Annotated in this window: 10 protein-coding genes; 8 read left to right on the forward strand and 2 right to left on the reverse strand. The window is 63.6% G+C overall.

What is annotated here, in order from left to right:
* Nucleotides 1–44: 44 nt before the first annotated feature.
* Together ACQPXH_RS12335 and ACQPXH_RS12340 are read right to left on the reverse strand one after the other, a co-directional pair.
* A complete protein-coding gene (locus tag ACQPXH_RS12335; RefSeq protein WP_433602464.1) occupies nt 45–1088 on the reverse strand; it encodes an LLM class flavin-dependent oxidoreductase in 1044 nt (347 codons plus the stop codon).
* A gap of 258 nt (nt 1089–1346) precedes the next feature.
* A complete protein-coding gene (locus ACQPXH_RS12340) occupies nt 1347–3704 on the reverse strand; it encodes a CaiB/BaiF CoA transferase family protein (protein WP_433602465.1) in 2358 nt (785 codons plus the stop codon).
* 306 nt (nt 3705–4010) lie between these two features.
* On the opposite strand from ACQPXH_RS12340, the gene ACQPXH_RS12345 reads away from it, so the two are divergent.
* The 8 genes from ACQPXH_RS12345 to ACQPXH_RS12380 all read left to right on the forward strand — a co-directional run bounded on the left by ACQPXH_RS12345 (nt 4011) and on the right by ACQPXH_RS12380 (nt 14626).
* Complete coding sequence (locus tag ACQPXH_RS12345; RefSeq protein ID WP_433602466.1) at nt 4011–4844, forward strand: SDR family NAD(P)-dependent oxidoreductase; 834 nt, start codon at nt 4011–4013, stop codon at nt 4842–4844.
* A gap of 117 nt (nt 4845–4961) precedes the next feature.
* On the forward strand, nt 4962–5492 hold the full coding sequence (locus ACQPXH_RS12350; protein ID WP_433602467.1) for a DUF7700 domain-containing protein: 531 nt from the start codon (nt 4962–4964) through the stop codon (nt 5490–5492).
* A gap of 105 nt (nt 5493–5597) precedes the next feature.
* Nucleotides 5598–6773 (forward strand): iron-containing alcohol dehydrogenase, encoded by a 1176-nt coding sequence (locus tag ACQPXH_RS12355; RefSeq protein ID WP_433602468.1) that lies wholly within the window; start codon nt 5598–5600, stop codon nt 6771–6773.
* A gap of 120 nt (nt 6774–6893) precedes the next feature.
* Complete coding sequence (locus ACQPXH_RS12360; RefSeq protein WP_433602469.1) at nt 6894–8096, forward strand: amidohydrolase family protein; 1203 nt, start codon at nt 6894–6896, stop codon at nt 8094–8096.
* 416 nt (nt 8097–8512) lie between these two features.
* Entirely contained in the window at nt 8513–8956 is a 444-nt protein-coding gene (locus ACQPXH_RS12365) for an acyl-CoA thioesterase (RefSeq protein WP_433602470.1), read from the forward strand.
* Between the two features lie 855 nt (nt 8957–9811).
* The gene (locus tag ACQPXH_RS12370; protein WP_433602447.1) at nt 9812–11035 is read left to right on the forward strand and encodes an ABC transporter substrate-binding protein; all 1224 of its coding nucleotides are present in this window, start codon (nt 9812–9814) and stop codon (nt 11033–11035) included.
* A gap of 133 nt (nt 11036–11168) precedes the next feature.
* Nucleotides 11169–13895, forward strand: coding sequence for an ABC transporter permease subunit (locus tag ACQPXH_RS12375; protein ID WP_433602471.1), 2727 nt, complete (start codon nt 11169–11171; stop codon nt 13893–13895).
* The gene (locus ACQPXH_RS12380) at nt 13892–14626 is read left to right on the forward strand and encodes an ABC transporter ATP-binding protein (RefSeq protein WP_433602472.1); all 735 of its coding nucleotides are present in this window, start codon (nt 13892–13894) and stop codon (nt 14624–14626) included. The genes ACQPXH_RS12375 and ACQPXH_RS12380 overlap by 4 nt, the downstream gene beginning before the upstream one ends.
* The last annotated feature ends 145 nt before the right edge of the window (nt 14627–14771 follow it).

Raw genomic sequence — 14771 nt, forward strand, 5'->3', positions numbered from 1 at the left:
ATTGTATCACTCTGGCGGCGTGGCGACGGCTGAATTCGACGACATTATGCTCGCTCGACATCCAGCGGGCGGATGCGGCCGAATGGCTTGGGCTGGTCCAGGTCCAGGTGCGGCAGGACCTGGGACTTCAGCACTTCCAGGCATTCCCAGCTGAAGTCGGGATCCACACCGCCCAGCAGTGGCTTGATCGTGAGCGGCATGTCGTCGTCCAGCCCGCGGGCCAGTTCGATGCACTCCGCAGGGGTGAGCACAGCGTACTGACCACCTTTGCGGACGACCTCCCAATCGGTCAGTGCACCGCCCTCACCGTAGGAGTTCTGCGCCGGGCTGTCGGCCGTCCAGCGTCGGTGAATGTTGATCTCTCCGAGCGCGGCCGGACCGACATGTTGCCACGCCCGGTCCGGATCTTCGCTGACGAAGACGAAGCGCGGTCGTCCCCCTCGATGGACCGGACCGGGCTCATAGCCGAGCCGCGCGCACTCCGCGCGGTAGACCTCGATGACCGACGGGTCGCTGACCGCAGGGAAGAACCCGTCGGCCAAACGGGCCGCGCGCCTGGCCGACGCGGCCACCGAGCCGCCGACGAGCACCGAGGGACGCGGCTTCTGCGCCGGCCGGGGGGTGACCTGGTAGGTGGTGCCGCCCCGCGTCACCGTGCCGGTCGTCATGGCCTCGAGAAGCAGCGGGAGCTTCTTCTCGAGCAGGCGTGCGCGGTCCTCGATGGTGAGCCCGAACAATTCGAATTCGGAACGCACGTAGCCGACCCCGACAACGAGATCCAGTCGACCCCCACTCACCAGGTCGGCGACGGCCGCGTCCTCGGCGACGCGCACGGGATCGTGCAGCGGCAGCAGAAGCGCCGAGACCAGAATGCGGCAGCGTTCGGTCACTGCCCCGATCGCTGCTGCGAGGGTGAGGGGCGAAGGGCAGTTCTGGTCGTCGGATCCGTGATGCTCGGAAAGCATGATCGACGTCGCACCGGCATTATCGAGCCAGGCGGCCTGCTCGAGCGCCAATGGGTAGAGCTCGCGTGCCGGAATGCCCGACTCAGGCGCGCGGAGGTCGAAATGGACTCGTAGATGGGTCACGAAAGCTCCTGATCTGAGGAAAACGATGGTGCATCAGCTGGTGAGATCGGTGCATAAGCCCGTCGCGAGACGTAACCCTTGTGCGGTCTGCCCCGGTCCAGCTCATCCGCCAATCGGCCGGTACCCACTGTCCTCGGCCGTGCCTGGCACCGGAGGTGGAACAGGCGGGCGCGATCGGATATGGCCTTGATTGTCCCGTGTGTTCATGGCGCGGCGGCTTGTCGGTGGGGCGGCTAGGCGATCGAAGCGCTGCTGTGCTCAGGCAGGGCTTGCGGTGTCATCGCGATGGAGCGAACGCACGGAGCCGCGTGCTTCGGCCGCGGCTATCTGTTCGGGTGTGTAGCCGGCCCACGTCATGATCTGCTCGGTGTGCTCGCCCAGTTCGGCTGCGATGCGGTGCGGCGGGAACGTCGTTTCGGAGACGCGGAACAGAATGCCGATCTCGCGCACCGTTCCGTCCGAGTGCGCGGTGGCGGCCGCTCGTCGCGAGGCGAGGTTGTCGGGATCGGTGAGAAACACCCGGTTGTTGTAAGGGGCCGGCTCGGCAGCGGGTACGCCCGCCGAGCCGAGCCTGTCCAGCGCCTCTGCTGTGGTCCACCCGTGGATCACCGTGCCGAGCAGGTCGCCGAGCTCGTAGTCGTTGTTCGCGCGAGCGGCGATGGTGCCGAACCGCTCGTCATCGAGGATCTCGACGCCGGTCGCGGCGCTGAGCGCGGAGAGCTCGTTGTCGGTGTTCGCCGCAACTACCACCCAACCGTCGGATGTCTCGTAGAGACGGTCGGTCGGCGACACGCCCAGCTGCAGCGGGTCGAGGCGGTTTGCGCCCAGGACCTCGCGGTCGGCGGTGCGTCGAGCAATGTGCAACATGTGCCCGAGCGCGGCGCTCACCTGCGGCGTCTCGACCAACTGGCCCTCGCCCGTGCGCTGCCGGTGCAGTAGTGCCATCAGGATTCCGATGGCCCCGAGCAGGCCGGCTCCGGGGTCCTCGTTGCCGATCGGCGGAAGGGGATCGTTGAACTGCCCAGCGACTTCGAAGGTCATTCCCGCGTACCCCGACAGCAGAGGGGCGAAGCTCTGCCGAAGGCGGTCGGGCCCGCCGGCACCCCAGCCCGGCCCGTGCTGGTAAACCGCATCAGGCTTGATTGCCCGTACCTGCTCGACCCCGACGCCGAGACGTTCCGCGGCGCCTGGGCGCATGTTGTGTTGGACCACATCGGCCCACTCGACCAGAGCCCGGCGAAGCGGTGCCAGATCCGGATCCTTGAGATCCGCCGAGATGACCCGCTTGCCGGCCTGACATGCGCGATACACCTGACGTAGGCCGCGCAACGAGTCGCCGTGCACGGTCTCGAGCTTGATGACGTCGGCACCGAGGTCGGCGAGGACCCGGGAGGACCAGGGGCCCGCGTAGTAGGCCCCGACGTCAAGGATCTTCACACCGTCAAGGAGCGATGCCGAGGCGTCGACGGGGCCACCCGAGCGCGCTGCCAGTGCGGCTGCCTCGCCGAGGACTTCCGCGGTATGCGCGCCCGGAAGGGGGGCAGGGCCCCGGACCTCGCCCGGAGTGCGGTCGAGCCCGATCATCACGCCGACCTGCTCGACCTCCCCGAGGACCGGATCATCGACAGTGGTCACCGTGCCGTTGTAGCGAACCTGCTCGGCGTCGAACGCTTCGCCGGGCCGGAGGTGCTCGACCGCGCAGACATCGGCTTCGCGCAGGATCCGCGCCCATTCGTCGCGCGGCTTGGAGGCGAGGATGTCGAATATTTCGGTCGACATGATCTTCTGTTCGTCATCGGTCAGCGGGATGCCCATATCGCGACCGTTCGGGTCGATCCCGACCCTGCCGTCCAGGCCGAATGCCTTCATCGCGCGCCCCCAAGCGCCGACGGCGCCCGTGTGTACACCCAGGTACTCACCGTCCTGGCAGCGGAAGGTCCGCACAATGAGCCGGTTGAAGCCGCGTTTGGACAGGGGGGTCACTTCGTCGCCGTCGACCTGGCCCCACGTCATCATCAGATAGGCGAGTGCCCCATCGCAGAGCGAGGTGTCGATGTAGCGACCTGCGCCGTCGATGTGCCGGCGGTAGAGGGCGGCGAGGATCGCGATATCGGCGAGGTAGCCGGCGCCTTGACTCGCGAAGTTCTGGGCCTCGTAGATCGGGCCGTCGCGATGGCCATCCTGCTCGCCCATCGTGCCGACGAGCGCATGCACGATGGAGTCGTAGGCGGCGACGTCATGGTGCTTGCCGGTCTGCCCGAACGCAGTGATCGCGGCGTACACCAGGTGAGGTACCGCGGCGTGCACGGCCTCATAACCCAGGCCAAAGGATTCGGGGACACCGGGGGCCCAGCTGTGGACGAACACATCTGCCGAGCCGAGCAGTCGAAGCAGATCCTCGCGGCCGGAGTCGGTCTGCAGGTCGAGTTCGACGCTGCGCGTGCCGCGATGCAATGACGCGTACGGCACGGCGAACAGTTCGCGATACCGGTCCCCGCCGGGCGCTTCGACGCGGATGACGTCCGCGCCGTGGTCGGCGAGGATGCCGGTGGCGTACGCGCCGGCGAGCCCCTCGGAGCAGTCCACCACGCGCAGCCAGCTCAGTGCACCCGGCATCGTTGTTCTCCTTTCCTGTGGCTCTCGACCACAGACTTGAACGGATCGGCGCTTCGCGGGTAGGGCCTCGGAGACGCCTGCCTAGGTGTCGTGACCCGCCCGGACATCTGGTCCCGGACCCCGCGCAGCGCGTAAGATATTCAGGACATATAGTATAACAAGTAAGATAAAAGAGAAGGAACAGAGCGCCTTACGGTGCCTTGACACGAGTCGCGGGAACATTTAGCTTATTTATATAGTGACATGTTTGCGGGCTCGGCGTCGATATACAGCGAGTCGATGGACGAAGAGGCAGGGGCAGTCGCAATGACGGCGACCGATGGAGCACTGGCGGGCAAGACCGCCCTCATTACCGGCGTCTCGGCCGGCCTGGGTCGCGCCATTGCGACCGCTTTCATCGAGGCCGGGGCTTCCGTAGTCGGTGCGGCACGCCGTGCCGACTACGGCGCAAAGCTCGAGGCCGAGCTGGGCACTGAGCGGTTTGCCTTCGAGACGGCTGACGTCTCCCGCGTAGCCGACTGCCAGCGGCTGGTAGCGGCCACGGTCGAGCGATTCGGGCGTCTGGACGTACTGGTCTGCAATGCCGCGGTCCGTCCCGAGCCCCCTCTGATGACGATCCACGATACTGACGAAGCCAATTGGGATCGGGTCATCGACACCAACGTGAAGGGGCCGTTCTTCCTGACCAAGTACGCGCTGGGCCCGATGCGCACACAGGGCGGCGGGGTAATTCTCACCATTGCCTCCACCACCGCTGCGGTCGCCGTGAGTGAGATGTCCGTGTACGGCACGTCCAAAGCTGCGTTGGCACATCTCACGCGCCAGATCGCGGTCGAGTACTTCGACGAGGGCATTCGTGCCAATACGATTCTGTTGGGCGGCACGGCAACTGGTCAACAGGATCGGACCACGGGGGCAAAGGCTGCCACGGGCGCTCCGGTCGATGCTCAGGCTGCGGCGGTTCGTAGAGCACCACTCCATGAGTCCGCACAGGTTGCCGAGACCCTGGTGCTGCTGGCATCCGATGGCGCTGCCACGATCACGGGAGCGTCGATCGCCATCGATCACGCCGCGTCGGCTGGGCTGTGGGCCTCCCGCTACGTACACATGACGGTCGACGCACAGCGGACATCGGGGTGATCGGCATGGGTGGCCGTCGGTAATGGCGCGAAATATCCTGAAATTGGGCCACGTCGGCGTTGGTGGCCGGTTCGAGAAGGAGATATTGGTGGAGCTAATTGTTCGGCAGGTGGTCAAATGAAAGTCGGCCACGTATTCAACATTCCGCCCGAGCCACTGGCTGCGGAGAACACCACGTTTTACGACGCGGGGCCGGTCCAGATCGGTATCGAATTACGGCATATCACAGCTGACTCCCTCCGCCTGACGTACAAAGACGATCCGGCCGCCTTGGCCGCGTTGGAGGCCAGTCTCGCCGCCGGCGACGGGTCCGAGGTCGACGTCGACGACGGTGGTCTGTCGGTGCACGTGGTCGAAGCCGCCTCGGGTCACGAATATCTGCGGTTCGACTGCTTCGACGAGGATCCCCACTATCACTACGTCCATCGCACGGCACCCGGGGAGGAGCCGCAGAACCGCTGGGTTCGCTACGACAGCGTTGCCAACGGCCGGATGCTTCCGTGGGTGCGAAAGTGTCTGACCACGCGCCTGCCCGAGATGTTGGCCGACGCCGACGCCGCCGAACTCGCGGCCCAGGTGGACCGGGCCGTGGCGGCGGCGGCCATAAACCGTATTCCCGAGATGCGCGGGCTCGACGAGAGTAACTGACTGTTGTCGGGTCAGATGGCCGATGCCGTCTGACCCCGACAGCCGGTTGGCGCACAACCATGTAGGCAGGGTAGAAACATTGAGCAGCGACAGTGAGGTGACGCGGTGAACGTCGGTGGCGAGTTCGCGTACACAAGTCCGAACCAGATCACCTACGGGCCCGGCAGCCGCCAGGCCCTACCAGCGGCTTTGGAAGAGGCCGGCGTTGAGCGAGTGCTGCTCCTCATCTCGAACACCCTCTACGAGAAGACACCCCACGGCAAGGAACTCGAGGAACTCATCGGGTCGCGTCGCGCGCTGACGTTCTCGCAGCCTCGGCAGCACGTGCCGCGCGAGGTTGTGGTCGAGGTGGCTCGACAGGCCAGGGCGGCCAGCGTAGACGCCATCGTCAGCCTTGGCGGTGGCAGCGTGTCCGACCTCGGCAAAGCCGTGGGCTTGGCTATTGCCGAGAACATCACCGACAGCGCCGCCATCGACGATTACAAGGTCACCTTCACCAGTGAGGGTGAGGTACGGCCGACGACGGTCGCCGGAACGACGGTGCCGCACTGGACGTTGCCCACCACACTGTCCGCGGCGGAGTTCACGAGCGGCTTCGGAATCACCGATGCGGAACGTGGCGTCAAGGACGGCTTCAGCCACACCACACTCATCCCGCAGCGGGTGATCCTGGACAGTGAGCTGACGCGGAGCACACCGATGGACCTGTGGCTGTCCACCGGTATCAGGGCCCTCGACCACTGCGTTGAGGCGTGGTACTCACTCGCCGCGCAGCCCTTCGTCACGGCGGCCTGCAAGGACGGACTTGCGACGCTGGCCAAGTACCTCGAACGCACGCGGTCGCATCCGGAGGATCTGGATGCTCGGACGTACTGCCAGATCGCCAGCTGGCAGGGCGGATTCGCCATCACCAACGCCGGGGTAGGTGTCAGTCACGCTATCGGACATCAGATCGGCGCCAGGTACGGTATCCCGCACGGCATCACCTCATGTGTCACGCTGCCGGCCGCAATGGCCTACAACAACGCGGTCGCCGGAGACGTGCTGGATGAGATCGCGTCAATTTTCGGAGCACCGGCCGGCACGTCGGGCGCTGACGCCGTGCGTTCATTCGTCGCCGATTTCGGCCTGCCGACGCGCTTGGACCAAGTCGGGCTGGGCCCGGAAAACTACGATCAGATCGTTGCGGACGTGTCGGAGGACCGTGCGATACTCTGGAATCCGCGGCCGATCGACAGGGACGCGGTTGTCGAAATCCTAGAGATCGCGCGCACGCAGTGAATCGGAAACGAAAGCTAGCCTTGTCCCGTGACTTCTCGAAGGCTCGGGTGATTTTCGGTGAGGTTAAGCACCCGATGAGTCTGCAATATGCCATCCGGCTTTTTGTGGACTCACTCGCGAGTGCCGCGTCGCCTGCAAGAAAAGTTATCTGAAGAAGCGCCGGAGGGCGGAATTATGTATACGTTGTTCAGCGTCGATGACCACATCGTGGAGCCGGCTGATGTGTGGACGTCGCGGGTGGATAAGAAGTTTGGTGATGCGATTCCTCATGTTGTTGAGGAGGGTGGTCGTGAGTTCTGGGTGTATGACGGGACTCGGGAGACCACGATGGGTTTGAATGCTGTTGCTGGGAAGCCTCCGCAGGAGTGGGGGACCGAGCCGTCGCGTTTCACCGATATGATTCCTGGTTGTTATAAGCCGGAGGAGCGTCGTCGGGACATGCTGTCGAACGGGATCTTCGCTTCGGTTGCGTTTCCGACGTTGCCGGGGTTCGGTGGGCGTAAGTTCGGTTCTTTCAAGGATAAGGATCTGGCGCTGGCGTGTGTGCGCGCGTGGAATGATTTCATTCTCGATGAGTGGTGTGCGGCTGCGCCGGATATGTTTGTTCCGATGACGATCGTGCCGGTGTGGGATCCGGCGTTGGCTGCGGCGGAGGTCGAGCGGACGGTCGGGTTGGGTTCGAAGGCGTTGTGTTGGGTGGAGGATCCGGCTGCGATCGGGCAGCCGGGGTTGCATGGTGATCATTGGGATCCGTTGTTCGCCGCTGTTCAGGATGCTGGGATTCCGGTGTGTATGCATATCGGTTCTTCGGGGGCGAAGGTCGATTTCGATCCGGATATGAATCCGATGGTTTCGATCGCGACTGCGTTCACTTCGGCTGCGTATAACGCTGTGAATATGATGTGTAGTCCGGTTCCGCGGAAGTTTCCTGATATCAAGTATGTGTGGTCCGAGGGTGGTATCGGTTGGTTGCCTGCTGCGTTGGAGCGGGCTGATCGTCAGTGGGAGCGGCATCGGTATTGGACGGAGATGGATGAGACGCTGCCGAGTGAGATCTGCAAGCGGAGCATGTATTTTTGTATGATCGAGGAGCCGTGGGGGTTGTCGACTCGCGATTACAATGGTGTCGACAATATTTTGTGGGAGTGCGATTATCCGCACTGTGACTCGCCGTGGCCGAACACTCAGGCTGCGTGTAAGGAATTGTTCGATGATCTCGATCCCGAGGTCACTCGGAAGATCACTCATGCTAATGCGGAGAAGTTGTTCGATTTCCCGCTCTCGCAAGACCTCATCGCGCGGTACTCCGTTCACGAAAACTGAGCTTCCGCCGGTCCGACGACGCCCCCCTGCTGGAGATCTCCAGCAGGGGGGCGTCGTCGTTGTGTCGCCTGCCTGACTACCGTCGCGTCGGCGTGGCCGACGACGTCGACTGACCAGCCGGGCGGATAAGCAATGCCCGTGCGGAATCACTGACATCGACGACAACTCGGCTCGGGCATCGTGGTCGAGTTCTGATCATTGCTCCTGCGACCTCCGAGTAGTCGATCGGGACGCTTTGCCCATTCTGAACAACGTGACCAGGTGGGCCGTGGGTTAGCGCTTCTTGAAGCCCTGCGGACGGAGGGTGAGACCTTGAACGGGGCCAACGGGTTTCGGGCACCGCTCGATGCGAGTGATCCGATCCCGTAGCGCCGTGTGCCTGGCAGATCGGTGTCATGTGTCATATAGTTAGATATATGCCAGAACATGAGCCATGGGCAGAGACTCTTACGATCGGACCGTCGCGACACGAGGGCCACCTCGACAATATCGAGATTGCGCAGCTGCTCTACGACGCGTGGCAGGCATACTTCACCCGCGGCCTCGGCTACAACTCCGACAAGCTGTTCGCCGACGACTCGCCCGGTCGTCCGATCGTCCGGTCGATCTCCGTACGCTTTGACGGCGAAGTCTTTCCCGGGCTCGAGGCCGCCATCGAAATACGTGCGATCGGCCGACGGAGCAAAGGGTTCACGCTCGAACAGACTCTGCGCCGAATCGATGACGGACGCGTGCTCGCGGTCGGCACCGTCGTGCTGGTGACGATCAACACGCAGACGTTCGCGCCGGTCGCGGTCCCCGAATCACTGTGGTCGGCGATCGAGGAACTCGAGGGTCGGAGCATCCCGATCGACGCCTGACGGCGCAGTTCTCGAGAGACGGCGGTGTCCATTCGCGGCCGAGATCATCGCGGGACGCTGGGTGGCTCCCGCCGTGGCTCGAGTCGCTCCCGCCGTCGCTCGAGTCGCAAAGCCGGTCAATTCGCTGCGCCCGACGTATTCGTGGCCTCCCGCATACGCTCGTGGTCGCCGAGTTCAGTACGGACTGGTGCACAAGCACGGGGGGCCGCTGGCCGCGCGATCCACAGGCAATCGCCGATCGTTGGGGGGCGTCACGCATGAATCGCTCGAACTCGAGGCGGAGCGTGTCGCATCGGGACATGCCGGAACCCGCGCCGCTGACTCGAGCGGCCGCGATGCGGGCGATCATCAACCATGAGGGCGCGTGTCGGCGCCTGCGGGCGTTGGAATCCGATACTCATTCGCAGCACCGTGGGGTATCCGGTTGGTCTATTGCTGCCTCGCGACGCAACGTTCCGGCTCGGGGCGGATCCGGCAGTCAACGATCACTGTGGCGTGGACCGGTACACCAGGCTCCCTGACCTTCCGTCGACCCCGGTGGAGAGCGCGTTCGCGCACGTTGCGTAGTTGGCTCGACCACGACGTGTGGAAATCTGAGCCATTGGACCTTGATTTATGCCGATTCGAATCATGTGACCATTCTTTGCAATGAGCTAACTATCTACAAAGCCGGGCCGGTGCGGATCGCCATCGATGTTGCCGACGCAGCCGAACCCCTGGTGATCACAGCCCTCACCGGCGAGAGTCGCCGCCAAAACCGATATCGGTAGATTATTGACTTGTACGGTTAATGGGGTTTTACTTGCGTGTGTTCAGGTCGAGCCTGATCCTCAACGGTGAGCTAAGGGGCCACGTATGCGAAGTAAAAGGTTTTTGGTGCTGGCGTGTGCCTGGGTGGTGGCGGTGGGGGTCACGGCGTGTGGTTCTGGTGGTGGGGGTGATGCGGGTGGTCCGGCCTGGAATATCGGGGCGATCGGGAACTGTACCGGTGTGTTCGCGCAGGGGCTGGGTGGTACGTGTAAGACGATGCGGGCGTGGGCGCAGTCGGTGAACGAGGCCGGTGGTATCAACGGTCACAAGATCAACATGATCGTGAAGGACGACGGCGGGAACGCGACGACGTCGAATACGATGATTCGCGAGCTCGTGGAGAAAGAGCACGTGATCGCGATCGTGGGTGACTCGAGCAACTTCAGCGGTACCTGGGCGTCCTATGTCGATGCCAAAGGCATTCCGGTGGTGGGTGGGCTGACCGCGATATCGCAGTTCGCCACCGACCCCAACTTCTACAGTGTCGGCACCAATTTGGTGGCGATGAGCTATGCCACGATGCAAGAAGTCGTCAACCACGGTTACAACAAGTTCGGGTTCCTCTACTGCGCTGAAGCACCGGCATGCGCCCAGGCGGTGCCGCTGGCAGAGGCCGCGGCCAAACTGACCGGGGTGAGCATGGTCTCGGAGAAGGTCGCGGGCACCGCACCGGACTTCACCGCCCAGTGCCTGGCCATGAACAACGCCGGCGTGCAGGCTTTCGAGGTCGGCGCGACGACCGACACCACGATCCGCGTGCTCGACGCCTGCCGAGCCCAAGGCGTCCAAGCCAGGCTCAACGCCAACGACGGCTCGATCTCACCCGAATGGGTCAACGACAAGAACACCGAGGGCATGTTCGGCACCGAAGTCGTGGCGCCGTGGTTCTACACCCAACTCCCCGCGATCCAGCAATACCACGACGCGCTCAAGAAGTACGCCCCCGAGGTGTACAACAGCCCCCAGTTCGGACCGAACACCACCCCCTCCTGGGCCGCCGGGAAACTGTTCGAGGCAGCGGCCAAAGCAGCCAACCTCGGCGCCAACGCCAAACCCGAAGACGTCAAACGCGGCCTCTACGCCCTCAAGGACGAAACACTCGGCGGCCTGACCGCACCACTGACCTACACCGAGGGAAAACCATCGGTCAACAACTGCTACTTCCCCATCGAAATCCACAACAGCCAATTCATCGCACCCAACGGCGCCACCCCCACCTGCATCCCACAAGACAAAATCACACCACTACTCAACAGCCTCGGCGGCTGAAATAGCACGCTCGCGGGGGGTTGCTGTTCGGGCACGCCTGGAGCCGGTAGCGGATACCGGCTCCAGCGCGCCGAAACGCATTACATAGAACATCCACCGGCCGTTGCGGACGGTACAAAGGAGTTACCAGAGTATGCTGCCATTCATTATCGCGGGACTGGTCTCGGGCGCGGTCTACGGTCTCGCTGGCGTGGGGCTGGTTCTCACCTACAAGACGTCCGGTGTATTCAACTTCGCACATGGTGCGCTGGCAACGATCGCTGCCTATGCATTCTACTTCCTGCATGTGCAGCATAATGTGCCCTGGCCAGCGGCCGTCGCCATTATTCTGGTTGTCGTGGGGCCGGTCGTCGGAGGGATGTTCGCTGTTTTGGCGAAGGCCCTGGCCAATGCAAGCCTGGCATTGAAAGTGGCGGCCACCGTCGGTGTTCTGCTGGTTGTGCAGTCTGCTTTCACTATCATTTATGGCACAACGCAGATTCGTGCCATTCCGCCATACCTGCCGACCAATAGTGTGACAATTTCCGGTACACAGATAACCGCTGAAAAGATTATCGTCTTCGCCGTCGCGCTGATCTTGACCGCATCGCTCTACCTGTTCTTCCGGTGGTCTCGTATGGGCATGGCGATGCGTGCGGTGGTGGACGACGCGGCGCTGCTGGATCTTGCCGGAACCAACCCGACGCGGGCACGGAGGTGGTCGTGGATCATCGGCGTCGAGTTCGCCACTATCTCCGGTCTGTTGCTTGCCTCTTTCGTGCCGCTGACGGGTACGACCTTGACGTTCCTCGTCATTCAGGCCTTCGGCGCTGCCGCGCTCGGCTCGTTCACCAGTCTGCCGGTCACCTTCATCGGCGGTGTCGGGATCGGGGTCGTCGGCGCCCTGTCCACGAAGTATTTCACGGGCAGCGTTCTCGAACAGGTGCCCGCCAGTTTGCCGTTCATCGTTTTGTTCCTCGTCCTGCTGCTGTTTCCCAAGCGCTGGCTGCAGGTGCGATCCGCGCCGCGATCGGCTGGCCGCCCAGCATGGGTGACACCTCTGCCGATCCAACTCTTGGGCGGTGCCGTCGTCGTCGTACTGCTGGCATTCGTGCCCAGCTGGGCCGGTTTCCACCTCAGCGACTGGACCCTCGGGCTGACGAGCGTCATGGTGTTTCTCTCGTTGGGCCTGCTGGTTCGCACATCCGGGCAGGTGTCCCTGTGCCACGTGACGTTCACCGCCATCGGTGCGGCCGCGTTCTCACATTTCGCGGTCGATCTGGGCGTCCCCTGGGTGGTCGCCCTCCTGCTGGCTGGGCTGGTGGCGGTACCCATCGGCGCGCTGCTCGCAATCCCGGCGATTCGGTTGGGCGGGCTGTATCTCGCGCTCGCGACACTGGGTTTCGGGATCGCGGTGTCGCAAATGTTCTACACCTCGGACTTGATGTTCGGAGCGCTGGGATTCGGATTGGAGATGCCGCGGCCACATTGGTTGGGCCTCGATTCCGATGAAGGCTTTTACTACCTGTGCTTGGTGCTTGCCGTGCTGACCGCCCTGTTTGTGATCGGGCTCACTCGCAGCCGTCTCGGGCGGCTCCTGCGGGGGATGGCGGAATCTCCGCTTGCCCTCACCACGAACGGCACCACGGTAAATGTGACCAGGGTACTCGTATTCTGCGTTTCCGCGTTCATTGCCGCGGTCGCCGGATCATTGACCGGGATGGTTCAGTTCACGGTTACCGGCGACAATTACCAGCCGTTGGTATCGCTGACGTATATCGCGCTCATCATCATCGTCCCGGGCGGTGTGCCCTGGTATGCGATACTGGCCGGCTTCGGATTGGCGATCATACCCTCCTACGTTCCCTCGCCGGATGCTTCCAACTATCTGCAGATACTCTTCGGCATCGGCGCGATTGCGCACGCTCTCCGGCCTGTATCGGCAGAAGGTCCGCCAGTATGGCTGCGTGATTTGCTCGACGGGTTTTTCCGTCGGCCGCCATTCACCAGGCGTCCTCGCGCGACGACCGTCCAGATGGCTCCGGGTGCGGAGGCTCTTCGTGTGCAACCGGCCGCCCTCGAGGTGGACGGACTACGTGTGCAGTTCGGCGGGCTCGTCGCGGTGAACGATGTGACCATCGAGGCGCAATCCGGTCGGATCACGGGTCTCATCGGTCCGAACGGCGCCGGCAAGACCACGACGTTCAACTCCTGTTCCGGCCTGAATCAGCCGACACGCGGCCATGTGCTGTTCGACCAGAAGGATGTCACTCGGCGGAGCGCGGCCGCTCGGGCACGGAGAGGTCTCGGTCGCACTTTCCAGCAAATGGAACTGTTCGACTCGCTTTCGGTCTGGGAAAATGTGGCAGTCGGTGCCGAGGCGGCGCGGGCCGGTGCAAATCCGGTGCGGCATGTGCTTCCGCGGGCGACTGACCGGCGCCGGGTCGATGACGCCACCGCGCGCGCGCTCGAGTTGTGCGGGTTGGTCGAGGTGGCCGACGCCTCGGTTGGTGGCTTGTCCACCGGGCAGCGGCGGCTGGTCGAGCTGGCGCGGTGCTTGGCCGGTGACTACCGGGTTCTGCTACTGGATGAGCCTTCATCAGGCCTCGATCGAGCGGAGACGCTGCGGTTCGGTGAGATTCTCACGGAAGTCGTGCGACAGCGAGGTGTCGGCATTCTGTTGGTCGAGCACGACATGGCGCTGGTCAACGATGTGTGCGACTACATTTACGTGCTGGACTTCGGACGGTTGATCTACTCCGGCACCCCAACCCAGGTCATGTCGTCCGAAATAGTTCAGGCCGCTTACCTCGGCGGCGACGTCGCGAGCGACGACGGAGCGCGAGAAGGCGCGGAGTTGCAGGAGGAGACCACACGATGAGTGACGTACGGCTTCGACTCGAGGGCGTCAGCGCCGGTTATGGGCGCACCACCGTACTCCGCGACGTGGACCTGGAGGTGCATACCGGGTCGGTTGTGGCTTTGCTGGGCTCCAACGGCGCCGGTAAGACGACACTCTTGAGCGTCGCATCCGGTCTGCTCCGGCCCAGTGCGGGTCGTGTCCTGATCGGCGAGACGGAAGTGACCCGTGCCGCACCGAATGCGCGAGCCCGAGCCGGTGTGTGTCTCATTCCGGAAGGGCGGGGAATATTCCGGGGTATGACCGTTCGGGAGAACCTTCTGCTCCAGCTCCCGCCATGGGAGAAGGACAAGTCCTTCGACGTTGCGCTGGAGGCTTTCCCCGCGCTCGAGAACCGCCTCGGCGAACTCGCCGGACGGCTTTCCGGCGGCCAGCAGCAGATGCTCGCCTTGTCCCGCGCCTACTTGGCCAAGCCGAGTCTTGTGATGCTCGACGAGGTCTCCATGGGACTCGCGCCGGTCGTCGTGGAGCAGATCTTCGAATCCCTGCATATTCTCGCGAGCAACGGCACCGCGCTGCTCGTCGTCGAACAGTACGTCGAGCGTGCCCTCCAGATGTCCGATCACGTCTACCTTCTCAACCGCGGCCAGGTCGTGTTTTCCGGGCGGCCTGACGAGCTCGACGAGAACGAGGTCATGCGAGGCTACCTCGGCCATGAACTGGACAGCCCCGACGTCGCGGCTACTACATGACGTCAGAGCTCGGCCAAGTCGGCGGGTTGCCGGCAGTGCGGCCCACTCCGTGGGCCGACTGGCGGGCAAGCAACGAGACCTCGGGTACGTGGGTTCTCATAAGGCCGGCAACGACTGGCTGACATGTGTAGGCAGCCGTCACCGG

The sequence above is a fragment of the Nocardia sp. CA-135953 genome, from assembly GCF_050955735.1.
Classification (GTDB): Bacteria; Actinomycetota; Actinomycetes; order Mycobacteriales; family Mycobacteriaceae; genus Nocardia.